Here is a 17,655-nt window from a genome sequence, read left to right as displayed (position 1 = left end):
TTAAGGTCGATTAGATAATGGTGCGTCTAGTCTCTCTGTGGGGGATAAGCGCGCCATTTTCCGTCTTGACCACGAAGCTCTAATTTTTCATCTGCAAAGCGTGCATCAGACGGCGTTACGATGGCTTTGGACACGCCGCCTGGTATGTCGACGACATAAGTGGGCGTGCAAAGGCCAGATAATGTATTACGAAGGCCATCCATCAGTTTTTGACCTTGCTGAACGCTCACGCGGAAATGCGATGTACCGGGCGCAAAATCTGGGTGGTGTAGATAATAGGGGCGGATACGGTTTTCTACAAAAGTACGCATAAGGGCTGATAATGCTTCAAGATTATCATTTATGCCTTTTAGTAAAACTGTCTGTGAAATCATAGGGATACCAGCATTTACAAGGCGCGCACATGCTGATTTTGCGGCGGGTGTAAATTCATTGGCATGGTTGGAATGTAAGGCTACATATACTGATTTTGTGTGGCTAGTGATTGCAGACACATATTCATCTGTCACTTTTTCAGGTTGAGCGACGGGAATGCGGGTATGCCAACGGATAACTTTGACGTGGGAAATGCTCTCTAGGCGCTTTGTGAGGTCTTTTGCACGTTTTGGAGACAGCATCATAGGGTCTCCGCCAGTGAGGATAACTTCCCAAATTTCAGGGTGAGAGGCGATGTAATCCAACGCGGCGTCTACTTCTTCGGGACGTAGCATATTGTCTTTGTCGGGGCCTATCATTTCACGTCTAAAACAAAAGCGACAATAGACAGGACAGACAGATACAATTTTTAAAAGGACGCGGTCTTTGTGACGGTGGACTATGCCTTTGACGGGTGTATTAGGGTGGTCGCCAATGGGGTCGTCTAATTCTTCGGGTGTGGTTTGTAACTCTTCAATAGATGGTAAAAATTGACGTAAAACCGGATCATCTGGGTGAGTATCGGCGATAGCATCTACAAAATTAGATGTCATCGCGATTGCGTATTTTTCACCTACTGCTTTGATATTTTTTGTGTTTTCTGTAGATGTGAGTCCGCGTGCAACAAAGTCTTCTGCAGTACGTAGCGTTGGGTATTTGGCTTTGGTTGCAGTTTTATTCATGGCTGACTTATCGCTGGGAATGGTGTCCATAATACATCTTCTATTCTACGCGCACCCGAACATAGCATAACGAGGCGATCAAACCCTAAAGCGACACCCGATGCATCTGGCATATGAGGCAGGGCTGCTAGGAAATCTTCATCTAGTGGGTAGTTTTCATTATAAATTTTCGACTTTAAGCGCATATCTTCGCTAAAACGGGCGCGCTGCTCAATTGGGTCAGTGAGTTCACCAAACCCGTTCGCGAGTTCAACGCCGCAGGCGTACATTTCAAACCGTTCGGCAAAGCGTGGATCATGTGGGCATGGCCGCGCGAGGGCAGCTTCACATAGTGGATAATTATATAGGAAGGTAAGGCGACCCATACCTAAATTGTGCTCAATACGTGCCACCAGTACGGCGGAAAAGATATCGCTCCAACTTGCGGATTGATGCACATTTATCCCTTGAGCGGCGGCGGCGGCATGGAAAGCATCGCGATCGTTTAAAACGGCTTCAAGGTCTATGCATGCATAGCGTGCGAAAGCGTCTGTGAGGGTCAAATATTCAGGTGTGAGGTGTGGCTGGCATGTCTCTGCTTGCCAGCTGAGGCTGGTCTGCCCTGTGGCTGCTAGGGCGGTGCGGGTCAGTTGCGCACAATCTTCCATAACGCTGGTCAGTGTATGGTGGGCGCGATACCATTCGATCATAGTAAATTCGGGAGAGTGCAAGATTCCACTTTCCCGATTTCGATAGACGCGCGCAAAATCTACGATTTGGGTTTCACCCGCTGCGAGCAATTTCTTACACGAAAATTCCGGTGAAGTGTGCAAATATAGTGATGCGTTTGGAGTGCCATCTTCATTTAAAAAATGGGATGAGAACGCATGAAGGTGGGTTTCATTCCCAGGAGAAATTTGCAGGGCACCACATTCCACTTCCATGAAGTTTTCATCTTCAAACCAACGCCGCAGGGCAGAGCGCACTTTATTACGCGCAAGTAAAAATGGGCGACGGTCGGCGTGTCTTTGTGCATCCCACCAAGGCGCATCACTCATAATCTGTGTCCTGAACTGTTTGATATTCTCGTCTGAAAGCCCGTTAGCACTTGGCGAAACACTTATTGCCAGCTATGGGAGGGGTCAATCTCGTAAATTTGTGCGTGGGTTTTGGCAAAGCTTTAGGCCATCTCCAGCACTCAGGCAATAAAGGTAGGTAATCGTGGCCGTAGAAACAGCAGCCAATATCCGTAAAGGTAACGTCATTGAGCACACTGACGGTCAGCTATATGTCGTTCTAAAAGCGGAGTCTTTCCGTCCGGGTAAGGGGACTCCAACAACGACGATTGATATGCGCCGTATTTCTGACGGTATTAAAGTGTCCAATACATATAAAACACAAGAGAAACTTGAACGCGCATTTGTGGAAGAGGTGGACTATACTTACCTTTATGCAGACGGTGAGAACTTTGTTTTCATGCACCCAGAAACTTTTGAACAATTGATGGTGCCGGCCGCAATGGTTGGTGATTCTGCACCTTTGCTTCAAGAGAATATGACGGTCGTACTTCAGATGTTTAATGAAGTTGCTGTGTCGATCTCATTCCCAGCGCGTATGACTTTTGAAATCACAGAAACTGAGCCAGTTGTAAAAGGCCAAACAGCGTCTTCTTCCTACAAGCCAGCTATTTTGGAAAATGGATTGCGCATCATGGTGCCGCCGCACATTGGTGTAGGCACGCGTATCATCATCAACACTGAAGAAATGACATACGAAACACGCGCAAAAGACTAATTCACGCGCTTCGTATTTAAACACGCTAAAAGGCCCTTACTTGGAAAAGTGAGGGCTTTTTTATTGCTAGGTGTGAAGCGTATTCGTCTCAACGTATTTCCGCGATAGTTCAACCAGATATTTAGATGCAGAGGATATATTACTGCCAATGTGTCTGGGAGGGCGTCATGTATTGGATAAGACAGATTTCATTTCTCATCGGTTTGGGCGCGATTGTCTTTGCTGGATTTAGCTTTATGCAGGCCCAAAAAAGAGAAAAAGAAGCCTATCAGACGATTCAAAGCATGATTGATCTGGATGCGCCAATCAATATTCCGCGCACGGATAAAATGGCATTGCAAAAGCGCGTATTCAACGTTTCCAATACCCAAAAGAAAAGCGGTGCACAGGTGAATCGCCATGATGCAAGCTTTGGGAATTGGGCGACGCGTTGTTCTTTTACGCGGTCGCAATCGGATAATTTTGGGGAATGTATTGTTGTGCCTTACAACGGGAATACGACTGAAATGTCGATGATGAATTTGTCCTACAATACATTGGCGCGTATCTCATATCGCGGCCGTAGAGAGGGCCGAATTGATCTTGTGACACCTTTGCGGGAGAAAGATTCTGACATTGCATATAAATGCAGTGATGTTGTGTCTAAGGGGCCAGAGAATAAAAGCGAGAACCGCATTTTCATCAAAACCGAGGCGGAGCGTTTTATTAACCGAATGGGCCGAAGTGATTGCACCATTGAGTTTACGCGTCGAGGCGAAGAGGAGGCCACAATATATCGCTTTCTTTCGCATGGGTTTTCCCAAGCCAATATGTACGCAAAGCAATATGCTCTAAACCCCAAACTGGTCCAGTAAGCTACGCTTATATTAGAAAGCTATTGAGTGAGGCTGCGCAGTAAACCCTTACTCGCCACTTCTACCAGATCAATCGTCTGATCGAAGTCGCGGGTATAATAGGGATCAGGAACGTCTGTCAGGGAGGTTTTGTCTGCATAATCCAGAAATAGCTTTACGGGCGTGTCGCTATTGTCAGGGCGCAAAGCTTCAATGTCATCAAAATTAGATTGGTCCATCGCGAGGATGAGATCGAAATCATAAAAGTCATTTGCGGTGAATTGGCGTGCGCGAAGTGTTGAGAGGTCGTATCCGCGACTAAGGCAAGCGTCCTGCATGGCATCATAGGGTGGTTTACCGCTATGCCAGCTGGCAGTGCCCGCGCTGTCTATTGTCAGGTGTGATAGACCCGCTTCCTTTGCATGCTGTGTAAAAATACCTTCTGCTGTCGGTGAACGGCAAATATTTCCAAGGCACACAAAGAGAATACGGGTCATATCAAAAATTTACGCGTCAGTTGTTTCGGGTGATGGTGTTTTAGGAACAACCATTAGCTCTTCTTCTAAGTGAAGAGGAGGACGTGTGGCCCAATCAGCGATTGCGTTTAGATCATAGTCTCGACAAGCTTCCATGAGCATGCGCGTTTCTGTCCACATATCGCCATCTACGATTGGCATGAACAAGTCTGCGATATTGTCGATACCTAGATACACACGCACACCGGCTTCTTTCATTTTTACATAAGGGCCGATGGAGTTGTGCAATGGACCTTGCATGGGCAATTGCTTCATGGAGAGTGCGGCTGATGGACAAATTACAATCCCAACATCTGCTTCTTTAACAAGCTTGATGATGCGGTCCTGTTCTGAATTATCCTTACAAGATACGGAGATTGAGTGAATACCGTAAACGCGGCCTTGCATTCCGTGCTCGATTGTTTTGAGCGCGAGGAGTTCGGTCTCTGTTTGGTATGGATTGTTTTCTTGGTCCACGTGAACTTCGACCATTTTGCCAAGTTGTTTGGCTGTTTTCATGATAAAGTCGAGGTGTTCGCTTTCGCGGGGGCGGTCACGAGAAGGTAGGCCGCCGCAGAAGTCTGCCATTTTACAAGCTTCAACATATTGCGCTTGCGTTTTATCATCCAGCACGCCTTCAAGTGGCTGAATACCAATTTCAAATTTTATTTGGTCTTTGTAACGCTCTTTAACTTCAACCGCCGCTTTGATGCCTTTCAGCCCGATAATGCTGTCAGCATCAATCATTGTGCGGCAATATTTAGAGCCTTGAGCAATCACTGTTTCAAGTGCACGTGAGATACGTTCGACAAGGTCTTCGTGCGTGTAGTTTTCTTTTAGGTGGCGGTAAAGTTCCCATTTTTTCTCCATGTCGGCATAACCCAATGCCAAATTTTCTGGAGAGATAAGATAGGCTTTGTCGAAATGGCCGTGATGGTTTGCCCATCCGCCGCGTGCCTCTACAAGTTCACGAAACTTAGCTTCAAGATCCCAAGGACGTTCTGCAGAGCGTTTGGTCCAGTCATAAGTGCCCTCTTTCAGGTCGCTAATAACGGTTGCAATGGTCTCTTTAGCAACTTCGCGGTCAGTGATGAGGGGAATGCCGTGTTTGATGGCGAGGGAGCGGATTTGTTTTGCGTCTGAGTTTTCATCATAGTCCTGCTCACCGGTCAGGATGTTGATGACAAAATCAATTTGACCACTTTGGATCAGGTCTTTGATATTGGGTTGTGTTCCAGAAGATATTTTGTGAGCTGGTGATGATTTGATGTTTTGAGCTTCAAAAAGGCGCTGCGTTCCTGGAGTTGCAAAAAGGTTCACGCCGATGTTTGCCATGTCTCGGCAAGATTCGAGGAGGAATTGCTTGTCATCAGGACTACCTGCACTAATCAAAAGAGCGCGTTCACGGCCCTTTGATAGCATTTTTAGATTGAAGCCGATAAGGTCGATATTGGTATAGCGTTCGCCGTTAGCCATTTTTCTTCTCCTCAAAGACGCGTTCAATAGACAAATTGTCCGTCAGTCACACTTTTCGGGAATTTATGTCAAGGCAAATGAGGTTAGAGGGTGAAATGTTTTGTGATCGAGATAAGTCCAAATCAAATTTGCACACGTATAAATCATGTAAATATTGCATAATTTGAGGAGATGATGTGTGAATTTGTGCTGGTTTCGTCAGGATTTGCGACTTTCTGATAACCCTGCATTGCGAACTGCGATGCGTGAAAATTCTGCAGTTGCAGTTTTTATTTTGGAAGAGACTGAAAATCAGCGCCAGATGGGAAGTGCTTGCAAAGCTTGGCTGCATAAATCCCTATCGAATTTGAAACGTGACCTTGAGGCATTAAATATTCCGCTCATTTTGAAGAGAGGTGATGCAAGAGAGGTTTTGCCTCAACTCGCTAAAGATCTCAAAGTGGAAAATATCTATTGGAACAGACGCTATGATCCAAAAGATGTTGAGGTGGATCGCTGGATTATGGAGCGTTTGAATAAAGACGCGAAGATTGCAGATAGCCTGAAAGCTAATTTATTATTTGAACCATGGGAAATAAAAAGCGCAGGGGCGGGTACACCCTACAAAGTCTTTTCTCCGTTTTGGAAAGCCGCGCTAAAGGAAAATGGCCCTGCACAAAGCCTTCCTGCGCCCACCAAAGCGCAAACCATGCCTGACCTCGGCGGTGTTCAATCAGATCAATTGAGTGATTGGCAATTGATGCCGCAATCGCCTGACTGGTCCGTAAGTTTTTGGAAGGATTGGGAACCGGGTGAAGCTGGGGTAAGAAAGCGATTGGATACATTTTTAGAAATGAATCTTCAGGGATATGGCGCGCAAAGGGATGTGCCTTCCAAAAGTCACACTTCGCTTTTGTCACCGCATTTGAGATTTGGAGAAATTTCGCCACGGCAAGTTTGGCATGGTGTGCATGCGTATGCGGGAGGAGAACTTACCAAGGATGCACATAAGTTTTTAGCAGAATTAGGGTGGCGCGAATTTTCGCATTCTATTTTGTTTTATGCAGATGATTTGGCCCAGAAAAATTGGAAACCAAATTTTGATGCTTTTGCATGGCAAAGCGATAGTCATGCGTTCAAGGCGTGGACGAAAGGTCAGACTGGATATCCGCTTGTTGATGCCGGTATGCGGGAATTATGGCAGACCGGATGTATGCATAACCGTGTTCGGATGGTGGCGGCGTCTTTTCTTATCAAGCATTTGAGAATTGACTGGCGAGACGGGGAAAAATGGTTTTGGGATACATTGGTAGATGCCTGCCCAGCGAATAATCCTGCAAGCTGGCAGTGGGTGGCGGGGTCTGGGGCTGATGCCTCGCCGTTTTTTAGGATTTTCAATCCGATTATGCAGTCCCAGAAATTTGACGCTGGCGGAGATTACATTCGCAAATGGGTGCCGGAAATTTCAAAGCTAGATGATAAGTCCATTCACACACCTTGGGATGCGCCTGAATTGGTTTTGAAAGCAGCAGATGTGCGTTTAGGGACAACTTATCCAAAGCCTATTGTAGACCATAAGGCAGCGCGTGAAAAAGCACTTGCTGCCTACAAAGATTTGCCAAACTAGACGCCGAGTTGGGACCAATCATCATTGCCTCGGCCAAGGCGGCCCTTGGCGGTTCGTTTTTTGCCTTTGGCAATGACTTTCGTACCGACTTTACCCAAGCCATGGTCTGGCATGTTCACATATAGGCACTCATAATCGGTTTTTTTGACCATGTAAGTTTCGTGCCATGTACCAACGTCGCCGTTTGTACCTACAGCTTTATTCATAGAGCGCCATGCGGGTACATGTGCGCATCCCTTGTGAGAGGCGTAAGCGTGGAGATGTTCAAATGACTTCCAGTATTGAACGACCATCATGCTGCCAAAACCGGGGTGATAACGATAATGGATCATCCCAAGCTCTGGTCGACGGGCAAGTTCGCGACACATGCGTGGCATAGCAATAAAGACAGGAAGCCATTTCCAGACTTTCCACCATTTATTGATACGCATACCTGTCAGGAAGACGACGAAATCGTCTTCCATTTCAACGGTAATATAGTCGTTATTTGTCGCAGTCATTACCCCACACTCACTGCTGGTATACTAAGCTAGATTAGCTCATAAGTTTTTCCATAAGATCATCTGAGATGTCATAGTTGGAATAAACTGTTTGTACATCATCTAGATCTTCAAGAACTTCAATGAGTTTGAGGACCTTAGCTGCTGCGTCTTCATCTTCTACAGGGACAAGATTTTGAGGACGCCAAACGAGAGTGGTTGAAGAAGCTTCAATTTCTTCTCCAAACTTGCCTTCAAGTGCGGAAGCCACATCCATTAGATCTTCACGTGTCGTGTAGATTATGTGGGATTCTTCATCGGATTCAACATCGTCGGCACCAGCTTCAATTGCAGCTTCCATAACAGTGTCTTCATCGCCAGCTGCAGCTGGAAAAATGATCTGACCAACTTGATCAAAACCAAAAGACACCGCACCTGTTTCACCAAGATTTCCGCCATTTTTAGTGAAGGATGCGCGTACATCACCACCTGAGCGGTTTTTGTTGTCAGTGGAGACTTCAACAATTAAACCAACGCCACCAGGCGCAAAACCTTCGTAACGAATTTCTTCATATGTTTCCATATCGCCGCCAACGGCCTTATCAATGGCGCGTGTGATGTTATCTTTAGGCATGGAAACACCTTTAGCGTTGGCGATAGCCAAGCGAAGGCGCGGGTTCATGTCGGGTTCGCCACCCCCCATTTTTGCGGCGATTGTGATCTCTTTAGAAAGCTTTGCGAAGACTTTCGCTTTTTTTCTGTCCTGAGCACCTTTGCGGTGCTGGATGTTCGCCCATTTGGAGTGGCCGGCCATTGATGCCTCTTTGTGTCTGGTAATTCATAGATTGGGCGTGTGTACCCCAATCCTTATAGAAGCTGCAAGGTATAGCCGAGTGATCAGGTATTGGTGAAGGGCTTAAACTTCAACTAAAGCTATCATAAAGGAAGTTATCTATCCAAAACGGTACAATATCGACCAGATTTCCATAACGTGTATCGTCAAAACTGACGGCATTCTTTGATGGTGTGGAGTTTAATTCAACTAAATGAGCACCTGCCTTGGTGGCTGTTTTTATAAATTCAATTGTTGGGTATTCGTCGCCAACTGTACCGACACTGAGGAATAGATCACATTCAGACAAGGCAGATTGGATTTTATCTATGTGGTAGGGTTTTTCACCTTTCCATATGATGTCTGGACGGAGAGAGCCTATAGTGAGGCATTTACCACAGGCCGTTTCGATTGTGATATCGCTGCTGCAATCTGAGCGATATTGGCATTTTATACAAAGAGATTTGTTCAATTCTCCATTGATATGAAGCACACCAGAAGTATTGGCTTTTTCATGAAGGTCATCTTCATTTAAAGTGGCGATTGTGAGTTTTGTCGGTGAACCACACAACTCTCTTTGCATATGCTGAATATGTGCGTGTGCTTGATTAAACTGCACTTGTTTCAGATCTAAACGGCGTTGATTATAATATGTATGTGTTTTTTCTGGAGTACGTACAAAGCATGTTGGATCTGTAAGGTCTTCTACCTCACTTTTATTCCACATTTTGTGAGAGTCTTTTAAATTGGACGCATAAAATTCTGCGGAGATACCCGTGCCCGTGAGGACAACAATGTGTTTGAAGTCAGGATAATACATAGAAAATTCAAATAATAATTACGACATAAGGTATCGTCGTTCAGGAAATACGTTGAATCGTATCTTGTGACTGGTTACGGAGCAATATTCTTTAAGTTGTATGCGCACTCGATTGGTGTGGTGTCGGGAGATAAATATAGCGGCAAGAAATAAGTCGATTTGTGTCCAAGACATATTCAAACCGTGCGTAAAATCTCTGAATAAATCTGTCATTCTGCTGAAACGGACATTATGTAGTCGCAAATTCCGTGCACTAAGGTTAACATAGGATTAAGCTTCAGCGTTGGCGTTTTAGACTGCCGTGGCGTTGTTTCGGGATTGTCGTGAGATTCAAACGGGCTGTGAGAACTGATATGAGCAAATTGAAAAGACTGAATATCATTGCGGGAAGCTGTGCTTTGTTAGCGGTCAGTATGCTATCAGGGTGTGATCAGGTTGAACAAAAACAAGAAAATTTCAAAAAGTTGACAAACAGGGTAGAAGCCCAACTGTCTCGCGACGTTTTAGGTGAACCCACGACAATAGATTATCTTGAGCAGGCATCTGTTGAAGCTCGCGCTATGGCAGGCGTAATAATAGGCGGGCAGGTGATACCAGACCGCACACTTGAAGAAGCACTCAAGACTGAGAGCTATTTTGTTGTCGGATCTGTTATTGCTAAGCCCAAAATAGAGATGACATCTGTTGTTGAAGAAGAAATGCCTGAAAGCGCGGCCCTTCCTGATCCTGTATCGGCTGATGAATCTGTTGCGGCGCGTTCGATGGCACCTCCTCCGCCTGCTGCGATGATGAAGGCACCAGAGCCTGTGATATCTGCATTGGAATTTGAAGCGATTGAGGAAGCTGTGCCTGATGTTGTAAAATCTCTTAATTCGAAGGATTTACGCAAAACGAGTGAAGGCATCCAACTTTCACCTGAAGCGCGCCAAAAAATGAAACGCGCCATGAGATCAGGTGAGAAGATTCAACGATCTGAAATGCGTGAGACAGTGATGCAAAAGCTGGAAGAGCCGGAAATGCTCCCTGTACCTGTGCGTCAAATACAAGTTCAGAAAAAAGAGATGCGCGTGCGTCGGGAACTTAATCAAGCTGCCGCGCATGATGCACGTACGAGAGCAATGAAGCGTTTGGAGAAAATGGGATTATCAGGTGCTGCATATGCTCGTGATGGCGGCAATATGGTCATAAATATTGGTGTGGACCCTACCCATTTTGACGAAGCGATGAAGGCGAAATTGAATTCACAATATAAGCGGTTTGCACCGATGAAGGTGGCGTCTCCCGTCCAAATGGATGATTGCTCTAGCCCTTTAGTTCGGAATGCGATGAAAACGGACGCTGAGTTGGCCACGCGATGTGTTGTAGAGGATTTGCGCGCGTCGGGTGATTATGAATATGTCGAACCAGATTATATTTTCACAAACCAGTTTGAAATTCGTCCAAAGGATTTGCCTGTGCGTCCTATTGCGACCTCTACAAAACTGACCCCGAATGACCCGTTGTGGGGATTTCAGTGGCATTTTAAAAATCAGGGCGAGGGCGCAAATCAATCTTTAGGCGGAGCTGGGTTTGAAGATTTCTGGTCACGTGCCAGCCAAACTGGGTCTGCTGGAGTGACTGTGGCCATTGTGGATACGGGGTTGCAAATGTCTCATCCTGATATCCAAGCGTCTCGCAATCTAGCCCCCGGTTTTGACATGGTATCAGACCCGTTCATGGGTAATGATGGAGATGGACGGGACTCAAATCCTAACGATCCCGGTGATGCATGTGATCCCAATGATCCGTTATCTCAAGATACCTTCCATGGAACACATGTGGCGGGAACAGTGGGTGTTGCAGGAACCAATAATGCCTCTGGAGTAGCCGGTGGCGCTTGGAATGTGACGATTGTTCCTGTGCGTGCGTTAGGCCGGTGTGGTGGGCAATTATCTGATATCAATGATGCTATTCGTTGGGCTGCGGGTGTTGTGCCAGCGCGTGATGATTTAGGGGATGAGATTTGGAATGCAAATCCTGCCGATATTATCAATTTGTCTATTGGTTTGTTTGAGCGCTGTCCGGCGTCAATGCAAGAAGCAATCAATGATGCGACTGAGGCGGGAGCCGTTGTTGTTGCGGCAGCAGGGAATGCACGTATTGATACCAAATACTATGCGCCTGGTGGGTGTCAGAACGTCGTGTCAGTCGCCGCCTCTGATGCGCGTGGGCAGTTGACGCCATATTCAAATTATGGAGCAGCTGTTGATATTCTAGCACCTGGCGGTGATTTGACTCGCGATGATGATGGAGATGGGCGTCCAGATGGCGTGCTCTCAACAAAATACGCGAAAAATTGTTATGATCCAGTCACGAATGAGCCGGTTGAATCTTGCTATTACGCATATGAGAGTGGCACCTCGATGGCTGCACCACACGTGTCTGCGGCTCTGGCTTTGCTGAAATCACAATATCCTTTGGCGACTGGTGATGAACTTACGTCCCGTTTAAAGGCTGCGACGAATAGCAGAACTCAATTGCAGTGTTCAGGTAAGTGTACGCACTACCCCGGCTCAGAGCCTATTCCTGGATCAGAGGGAATGTGTTTTAGACCTTGTGGAGGCGCTATGCTGAATTTGCAGAATGCGCAATTGGATTAGAATAAAGGTCTATTTGGGTGGGAACAATAACGTTCGGGTCTTGTTCAGTATACATGCAGTAGTGTCTGTGAAGCAATAAGACTTAGGGCGAAGAAAACGGGGCTTGAACAATGGATAGTGAGAGTAAAAGTAAGACGGTAATGGCTGCACCACTTGCGATGTTTTGTGGGCTTTTTACAGCTTTTGGATGCGGGTTAGTTTTGTCTGCTCCGAATAATGCCTATGAAGCAAAGCAAAATGGGGCGCAGATCGCGCATGGTCCAGTTGAAATAGTGCCTACTTCCTATCAAGACGTACGAGAAGGCAATGCACAACCCGAGCAGATGGCTCAAATAGGAATGGCGCAGGGGCGTTTGGGGCCGCCACCAGAAATCGTTGTAAAGTTGAAAGATGCCCAAGAGGCTGACCGCATTTGCGATATCTTCTGGAAGGATAAAAATGCTGGTCGTGCAGCGTTCAAGTCAATGTTTGCGGATAAGCCAGATTTGGCAAAAGTGCAGTTGAAACGCGTCACATACTCCAATGAGTTTGTACTCGACCTTTATTCTGATGATGAAAAAACATCTACAGATATGGGTTCAGAGTATTCAAAGGTTATAAAAAGCCTTAAAGCTCTACCAAGTATTGCCTATGCCGAGCCAAACGCGACGGCGCAACCGGGAAAAAACGGATGAAGATGACCAATTTGTATCGCTTAGGAGCTTTAGCACTGGCTGTGGCGATGATGAGTGCATGTGAAGAACCTAAATTGCGTGCGCCTGAAGCAGTGGCTCCATCAGCAACACCTACGGAAGCCCCAATAATTGATCTTTCCGGTGCAGAAATGCCATCGCAACGTACACGACAGATTGATTGGACAGCTGCGCGCCAAGCTCGCATTCAAGCGATTGAAGCTGGGCATACGGCTGATACTGTCTTGGCGCAGGCATCTGGAAATGCAAGCATCAGTCCTGTGCCTGTCATGCTGCCATCGGGAATCGTGATGCCTGCAAACGCCAAGCAAACGGTCGCGTTCACGCCAGACGGCTATTTTGCGAGTTATCCAGGCGCGAAATACGATATCATCGTGAATGGAACAAATGAAGTATTTGATACATCGGCGATGGATGCAGATGAAATAGAACGTTCTGAAATGAAGTTTGATGTAATGGAGGCAGGCGCGCAAGTGGCGTTCTCGCGTTTTGGAGCTGATTACTTAGTTGAGTTTGAGTGCAATATTCTGGACGGGGATACAGGCTGTATCACTGAAGAAGAGGCAATCGCGGTGGTGAATGGATTATTTGTTGCTGTTGCTGAATAGCTTGCCGTCTTAATCTTAGAAAGCAGGTATTGATATCTTGATTATTGCGCTCTGACAGTGTTGTGTCTGGGCGAAATAGTCAGATGGGCAGAAAGCCCACCCTTGTATGCACATAGCGTAAAGGGAAGGTAGGAGTAGTGGTATGGCGCGATTGAACACTGGGCAATTGAGCATAGAAACGCGTCGGGTTTCGCGTAGACCTTTGAGCCATGCAGCGCTTCTTTTTCTCGCAAGTGCGTCTATGGCATTTGTATCTGGGTGTGATTTGCTATTGGAACCTGAAAATGTTCCAGCCTCGCCAAGACCTACGCCAAGTTCAACACCGACACAGACGCCAGAACCTATTGAGACTACGACGCCTACACCAGATGTAGATGAAGACGTTGAGCCTGATGTAGATGTGGAACAGCCTGTTCCTACTGACGAAACCATTCCTAAAGTGCCGGATGATGAGCCAGCAACGCCTCCTACGGAGGAGCCGACGCCAGAGCCTACACCTGAACCTACCCAAACACCAACGCCAACACCCACAAGTCCCGAGCCTGAACCAACTGAAACACCTTCACCAGAACCTAGTGAGACGCCTACGCCGGCTCCGATACCAACCAATAATGTATCACCTGCGTTTTCGTATCATCCACCAGGGGATTTAGAACCAAATAGCGGTTTGGGTGCTAAAGATCCTACTATTTATGTGCCTGATATGCTGTTTCCCATTAAGCAGGCGCGTGCATACCCTCAATCTCAAGTCTATCGCTATGGCGGCGGAATTGGTGGAGGGGACCAGTGTGATCCACGCAATTTTACGGCATCGTGGAGAGATAATTTCTGTGAGAATAGGTCAAGTCGGACCACATCTCCCTATTGCCCGTCAGCGGGTGTGCATGTCGGGCAAGACATTCGTGTGGGAACACCTGAAGGATGTCGTGCAGAGCGTTCCTTATTACCCTCTGAGCGGAAACGGTATGTCGTGGTTGCGGCAGAGGACGGATATATTTCGAACATTGGTAGCTATACTGTAAATGTTCGGGCGGGTGGTCGCATATATCGCTATATGCACATGAATATGAAAGCGCTTGAAGTCAGTCTTGGACAGCAAGTTAAAGCGGGTGATCCGCTTGGGTATGTGTCGAATGATTTTGGTGGCACGCCTACAACCTTACATCTTCACTTTGAAATAAAACACAATACGTCTGAATATGGATGGACGTGGGCTCCGCCATATACCTCTCTTGTCAAAGCATATGAGCGGCGTGAGCAAGCACCGGGTGAGATGGTGGTTGAGGAATAAGCTTTATGAAACTTGAGCTTACAGACGATAGAAAGCGTAAATTGCAAGACAAACTAGCTGTCATGTTTAGAGATGAGTTTGATGAAAACCTATCTGATTTTCGTGCAAGTCAAATGTTGGAGCTAGTTTTGGAAGCCGTGGGTCCAAGTGTTTATAACCAAGCTGTTCAGGATGTTCGGGGATATTTACAAACGCGTGTAGATGATCTTGAAGGCGAGATATATTGGGACGAAAAGACTTAGATACCAATTGTTTTGCTTGAATATGCGTTGATAGGACAAACTTAGCTTGCAGCTTACGTGGGGGCTGTTAAACCCATTGCAAAATAGAATAAGAATACGCTTAGGCAATTTTAGGACATAGAAGGGGTATCAAATGGCCAAACTGGTATTGATCCGTCACGGACAAAGCGAATGGAATCTTCAAAACCGTTTCACTGGTTGGTGGGATGTTGATTTGACGGAAAAGGGTGTAGCAGAAGCCAAGAAATCAGGCCAAATGCTTGCTTCTTCAGGTGTTTCTTTCAGTGAAGCTTTCGTGTCTGTTCAAAAACGTGCCATTCGTACTTTGTGGATTGCACTTGAAGAGATGGGACGCACATGGCTTCCGGTCACGAAAGATTGGCGTTTGAACGAGCGTCACTATGGTGGGCTTACAGGTTTGAATAAAGCTGAAACCGCTGAAAAGCACGGTGATGAGCAAGTGAAAATTTGGCGTCGTTCTTACGATGTACCACCGCCGCCGATGGAAAAAGGTGCTGAGTTTGATCCTGCAAATGACGTACGTTATGCGGGACTTGATGTACCAATGACGGAAAGCTTGAAGCTGACTCTTGAGCGTGTAATGCCTTATTTTAATTCAGAAATTGCACCAAAATTGAAAGCTGGCGAAAATATTCTTGTGGCAGCTCACGGTAACTCATTGCGTGCAATTGTGAAAGATTTGTTCAGTGTGGCGGATGATGTGATTACAGGTGTGGAAATTCCAACTGGTAATCCGCTTCTGATCGAACTTGATGACAATTTGAAAGTTGTATCGGCAAAATATCTTGATGCTGATCGTGCGACTGAGCTTCCTAAGTTCTAATTGATTTCATTGAAAAAATATAAAAAAGCGGAGCATCAAAAGGTGTTCCGCTTTTTTGTTATTGGGCTATCGTATGATTTGATTTTGCGAAGGTGAGGCCAGATATGTCGAGCATTGAAACAGAGCTAAGCGATTTAGCCTTTATGCAGCGCGCCATAAAAATTGCGCGTACCAACCTAGGAAAAACAGCGCCGAATCCGTCTGTGGGATGTGTCATCATGCGGGGTGGTGATGTGCTGGCAGAGGCCTGCACAGGTGCTGGTGGGCGCCCGCATGCTGAGCAGTTAGCGCTTGCTTCCCTTGAGGGGCAGGACTTGTCCGAGGCTGTTGCCTATGTGACGCTTGAGCCATGTCATTCACGCTCAAATGGAGAGGCGGGATGCTCGGATCGCTTGCTTCACTCGGGCATAAAGCGCGTAGTTGTTGCTGAACTTGATCCACACCCAACTGCAAATGGCGGCGTCAATAAATTACGCGATGCTGGCATTCAGGTGGATGTTGGGATTGGTGCGCAGGACGCTAAAATTTTAACGGCTGGTTTTTTCAAACGCATGCTCACTGGATGGCCGTTAGTGTCTGAAACGGATAACCGAGAAAGTTATGATGGGCAGTTTCTCGTAGAAAAGGATGAAAGCTTACATCAAGCTTTGATGCGCTTTGGTGACGCTGGGCATAATCGCTTATGGGTATCAAAGCACAGCGAAATTGCGCAGGCGTTGAAGGCGGCAAATTTGCTCGATGAAATCCAAGAATGATTAAAGTGACTTAGTGAGGAAATTGCCGTGCTGAATACGGCTCCATTGTAGGTCGGGTCTGTGTTGTTGGAGGAATGCTGTAAATTCATCCGCAAGCCTTGTGACGTCCTGTTTAAGCTTACCGCGGTAACGACTTCCAAAAGAGTGAAGGCTGTTGATGGTTTTGCGTGGCAATTCGCTATTCATTGATACGCGCGCACCAATGGGTGACGAGAAAGTACGGTTTGGCCAATCGAGCTTTAGCCCTTCAAAAGCTGTTTGGTGGCTTCTTGATGTTGGGATGAAGCGAGTACACACAACAAATTGACGTTCATCGAAAGAGGCACCGCAGGATTTAGCCAGCCAAGGTGTTTGGTCTGTGTGTGTCATCCATGTAGAGAATTGCCGAAGTCCCCAAATAGATAGCGTTTCTGCGAGCGTGGGAGTGACGTAAAAATCGGCCATTTTCAACGCTGCACGACACAGGGTGGAAACGTGCGGCGGGCAATCTATTATAATGATATCAGCTTGATTGCGTTCAAACTTGGTTGCTTGCTCTAGGCGGTTAATAAGTTCATCACCTATATCAAACCAGTCTTTGCCCGGGCTACGTTCGAGAAAGGGTTCAAGAAACCGCATGGACGGATCTGCGGCGAGAAGTGAAACCCAGCCCTGTTCTTTGTTGCGGTTTTTCTTACGTACCAAATCATCAATAACTGTAGCATTCCATTGTTCTACAACGATGCGTAAATCTTCAATCGTTTTATCTGAATCGGGTACAAATGTATCAAGGATAGCAGCGACACCGCGATCTTGATTGCGTTCGCGTTGAACGCCTTGGCTGGTTAAAAGAAGTTCTGACAGATTTGCCTGTGCATCAAAATCATAGACGAGGACATTCAAGCCGTATTGGTAGGCCAAGCCTTCAGCAAGCATGAGCGTGGTTGTTGATTTTCCGACGCCGCCTTTAAGGTTTGTCACTGCAATAACAGGAGCTCTGGAAGTCATAATTTCCCCAAAAGCCTATCTCTGGCTTTTTTCTAAATCTACGCGCTTCCCAACCCCAATGACACGATAATCAGAGAGAGGCCCGAAATGCAAATTTTTGTGCGCACTTTTCTCGCAAAAGCTGTAAGTGATCGAATGAATGATACAGCTTACAGCTTCGCAAAAA

18 protein-coding genes are annotated in these 17,655 nt (G+C 46.4%); 10 read left to right on the top strand and 8 right to left on the bottom strand.

Annotation, left to right across the window (positions count from 1 at the left end):
• Positions 1-26 precede the first annotated feature (26 nt).
• Together ACFQS8_RS11615 and epmA are read right to left on the bottom strand one after the other, a co-directional pair.
• Complete coding sequence (locus ACFQS8_RS11615) at positions 27-1,097, bottom strand: lysine-2,3-aminomutase-like protein (protein WP_382168610.1); 1,071 nt, start codon at positions 1,095-1,097, stop codon at positions 27-29.
• Positions 1,094-2,134 (bottom strand): EF-P lysine aminoacylase EpmA, encoded by a 1,041-nt coding sequence (gene epmA, locus ACFQS8_RS11610; protein ID WP_382167561.1) that lies wholly within the window; start codon positions 2,132-2,134, stop codon positions 1,094-1,096. Before epmA ends, ACFQS8_RS11615 begins: the two co-directional genes overlap by 4 nt.
• 163 nt (positions 2,135-2,297) lie before the next feature.
• On the opposite strand from epmA, the gene efp reads away from it, so the two are divergent.
• On the top strand, positions 2,298-2,870 hold the full coding sequence (gene efp, locus ACFQS8_RS11605) for an elongation factor P (protein WP_382167559.1): 573 nt from the start codon (positions 2,298-2,300) through the stop codon (positions 2,868-2,870).
• Positions 2,871-3,037: 167 nt separating this feature from the next.
• Positions 3,038-3,724: a hypothetical protein gene (locus ACFQS8_RS11600; protein WP_382167557.1), complete on the top strand. Its 687-nt coding sequence runs from the start codon at positions 3,038-3,040 to the stop codon at positions 3,722-3,724.
• Between the two features lie 20 nt (positions 3,725-3,744).
• Here the strand turns inward: ACFQS8_RS11600 and ACFQS8_RS11595 are convergent, their stop codons facing one another.
• Both ACFQS8_RS11595 and ACFQS8_RS11590 read right to left on the bottom strand, forming a co-directional pair.
• Positions 3,745-4,200, bottom strand: a complete 456-nt coding sequence (locus ACFQS8_RS11595; protein ID WP_382167555.1) for a low molecular weight protein-tyrosine-phosphatase — start codon at positions 4,198-4,200, stop codon at positions 3,745-3,747.
• A gap of 9 nt (positions 4,201-4,209) precedes the next feature.
• Positions 4,210-5,694 (bottom strand): amidohydrolase family protein, encoded by a 1,485-nt coding sequence (locus tag ACFQS8_RS11590; protein ID WP_382167554.1) that lies wholly within the window; start codon positions 5,692-5,694, stop codon positions 4,210-4,212.
• A 178-nt stretch (positions 5,695-5,872) separates the two neighbouring features.
• On the opposite strand from ACFQS8_RS11590, the gene ACFQS8_RS11585 reads away from it, so the two are divergent.
• The gene (locus ACFQS8_RS11585; protein ID WP_382167553.1) at positions 5,873-7,300 is read left to right on the top strand and encodes a cryptochrome/photolyase family protein; all 1,428 of its coding nucleotides are present in this window, start codon (positions 5,873-5,875) and stop codon (positions 7,298-7,300) included.
• Here the strand turns inward: ACFQS8_RS11585 and ACFQS8_RS11580 are convergent.
• The 3 genes from ACFQS8_RS11580 to ACFQS8_RS11570 form a co-directional block, all read right to left on the bottom strand.
• Positions 7,297-7,800 (bottom strand): DUF4188 domain-containing protein, encoded by a 504-nt coding sequence (locus ACFQS8_RS11580; protein WP_382167551.1) that lies wholly within the window; start codon positions 7,798-7,800, stop codon positions 7,297-7,299. The genes ACFQS8_RS11585 and ACFQS8_RS11580 overlap by 4 nt on opposite strands.
• A 34-nt stretch (positions 7,801-7,834) precedes the next feature.
• Positions 7,835-8,593 (bottom strand): YebC/PmpR family DNA-binding transcriptional regulator, encoded by a 759-nt coding sequence (locus ACFQS8_RS11575; protein WP_382167549.1) that lies wholly within the window; start codon positions 8,591-8,593, stop codon positions 7,835-7,837.
• A 109-nt stretch (positions 8,594-8,702) separates the two neighbouring features.
• Complete coding sequence (locus tag ACFQS8_RS11570; protein WP_382167547.1) at positions 8,703-9,431, bottom strand: Sir2 family NAD-dependent protein deacetylase; 729 nt, start codon at positions 9,429-9,431, stop codon at positions 8,703-8,705.
• 353 nt (positions 9,432-9,784) lie between these two features.
• Between ACFQS8_RS11570 and ACFQS8_RS11565 the strand changes: the two genes are divergently transcribed.
• The 7 genes from ACFQS8_RS11565 (at position 9,785) to ACFQS8_RS11535 (ending at position 16,502) form a co-directional block, all read left to right on the top strand.
• Positions 9,785-12,070, top strand: a complete 2,286-nt coding sequence (locus ACFQS8_RS11565) for a S8 family serine peptidase (RefSeq protein WP_382167545.1) — start codon at positions 9,785-9,787, stop codon at positions 12,068-12,070.
• Positions 12,071-12,180: 110 nt separating this feature from the next.
• Positions 12,181-12,744 (top strand): hypothetical protein, encoded by a 564-nt coding sequence (locus ACFQS8_RS11560; protein ID WP_382167543.1) that lies wholly within the window; start codon positions 12,181-12,183, stop codon positions 12,742-12,744.
• Entirely contained in the window at positions 12,741-13,370 is a 630-nt protein-coding gene (locus tag ACFQS8_RS11555) for a hypothetical protein (protein ID WP_382167541.1), read from the top strand. The genes ACFQS8_RS11560 and ACFQS8_RS11555 overlap by 4 nt, the downstream gene beginning before the upstream one ends.
• Positions 13,371-13,512: 142 nt before the next feature.
• A complete protein-coding gene (locus ACFQS8_RS11550) occupies positions 13,513-14,661 on the top strand; it encodes a M23 family metallopeptidase (protein WP_382167539.1) in 1,149 nt (382 codons plus the stop codon).
• A 5-nt stretch (positions 14,662-14,666) separates the two neighbouring features.
• Entirely contained in the window at positions 14,667-14,903 is a 237-nt protein-coding gene (locus ACFQS8_RS11545) for a DUF2164 domain-containing protein (RefSeq protein ID WP_382167537.1), read from the top strand.
• 133 nt (positions 14,904-15,036) lie between these two features.
• Positions 15,037-15,747 (top strand): 2,3-diphosphoglycerate-dependent phosphoglycerate mutase, encoded by a 711-nt coding sequence (gene gpmA, locus ACFQS8_RS11540; RefSeq protein ID WP_382167535.1) that lies wholly within the window; start codon positions 15,037-15,039, stop codon positions 15,745-15,747.
• Positions 15,748-15,851: 104 nt separating this feature from the next.
• Positions 15,852-16,502 carry a bifunctional diaminohydroxyphosphoribosylaminopyrimidine deaminase/5-amino-6-(5-phosphoribosylamino)uracil reductase RibD gene (locus ACFQS8_RS11535; protein WP_382167533.1) on the top strand — a complete coding sequence of 217 codons (651 nt, stop codon included), beginning with the start codon at positions 15,852-15,854 and terminating at the stop codon, positions 16,500-16,502.
• Here the strand turns inward: ACFQS8_RS11535 and ACFQS8_RS11530 are convergent, their stop codons facing one another.
• Positions 16,503-17,489, bottom strand: a complete 987-nt coding sequence (locus ACFQS8_RS11530) for a ParA family protein (protein ID WP_382167531.1) — start codon at positions 17,487-17,489, stop codon at positions 16,503-16,505.
• Positions 17,490-17,655 lie beyond the last annotated feature (166 nt).

It is taken from the genome of Hirschia litorea (assembly GCF_042665075.1).
Lineage (GTDB): Bacteria > Pseudomonadota > Alphaproteobacteria > Caulobacterales > Hyphomonadaceae > Hirschia > Hirschia litorea.
Note: the sequence above shows the minus strand (reverse complement) of the source record. Positions and strands in the feature narration are given on the sequence as shown.